The sequence below is a fragment of the Pseudooceanicola lipolyticus genome (genome assembly GCF_002786325.1).
Classification (GTDB): Bacteria; Pseudomonadota; Alphaproteobacteria; order Rhodobacterales; family Rhodobacteraceae; genus Pseudooceanicola_C; species Pseudooceanicola_C lipolyticus.
Window position 1 is genome coordinate 1 of sequence record NZ_PGTB01000356.1, and the last position, 1,236, is coordinate 1,236.

The 1,236-nt window shown below is 69.7% G+C and carries 1 pseudogene; it reads left to right on the plus strand.

Annotation, left to right across the window (positions count from 1 at the left end):
* Positions 1-1,159: 1,159 nt before the first annotated feature.
* Positions 1,160-1,236: pseudogene (locus tag CVM52_RS25865) on the plus strand (transcription termination/antitermination protein NusG); the annotation flags it as partial.

Consider the following 1,236-nt stretch of genomic DNA (forward strand, 5'->3'; position numbering starts at 1 on the left):
CGCATAGCGCTGTTCCAGCGCCGCCAGCACCGCCGCGGCCTCCGGCGCCCCGGTGCGCCACAGGATCATCGGCGCGCGGTCCGGGGCGGCGGCCACGGCCGGGCCGTTTGCAGGTTTTGTCATCATGTCGGCTTTGTCATTGCGGCGGTGGGCCATCCCTGGGATCGTGCGGATCCCGGCCTTTCTACAGACAGGGAACGCGGGAAGGCAAGCAACCGGCCACGCCCCGGAATCGCGGTATCCCGGGGCGTGCGATTGCGGTAACAGAAGCGGCAAACCACCACGGACGGCCAGGGATGACCGGCGGATGATCAGGATATTCAGGACCGGCGCCCATGCCCGGCGCATGCCGCTGAGCTATCCGGCGCTGGCGCCGCTCTTTGCCGACAGCCTGCAGGTGGTGGCCCGGCCGGAGCAGGCCGATCTCTATGTCTTTGCCCATTCGCTGGATGTCGAGGAGGCGCCGCGCGCGCTGGTCGAGGACTGGCGCCGCCGCCGCCGCCCGGTGGTGATCCTGTCCGAAGAGCCGTTCTGGGACACCATCTGGGGCCGCCGCCCGACCACCCGCCAGCGGGTGATCGACACCGCCTGGGGGGCGCTGCCGGTGATCCAGCTGAACCATGTCACCAGCCGCATCTTCGCCTTCGACCGCATCCCCTATTACCTGCTGAGCGATCACCGCTTTGCCACTGCCTATGGCGCCCGCTTCGCCCGCAATGCCGCGCTCACCCCGGCCGCGTGGCAGGCGCGGTTTGCCGCGCGCAGGGTCGATGTCACCTTCATGTTCGAACGCCGCCCCGAGCCACATCACGCCCTGCGCTGGCCCGAGGCCGACCTCGCCGGGCTGTGCTCCTGGCGCACCGAGCTGGCCGAGGCCTGCAACACCGGCCGCGTCGAGCGGCGCGGCCGCAGCTGGCAGGGCGGGCCGTCCCGGTTCGAGCTGGAGAACTGGCACCTGGACAAGCTGGTGCGCCTGGACGGGCATGCCCGCTGCCTGGCGGCGATCGAGAACACCCATCACCCCGATTACCTCACCGAGAAACTGTTCGACGCCTTCGCCTGCGGGTCGCTGCCGCTCTATGCCGCCTCGCCCGGGCACCGGATTCACGGCTTCGGCCTGCCCCCGGCGGCCTGGCTGAACCTCTGGGGTCTCGCCCCACTGGTGCATATGGAGATGTCCGACCAGGGCTATCACCTGATCAACTCGATCAACCGGGTCACCGGGTTCCTTGGGCC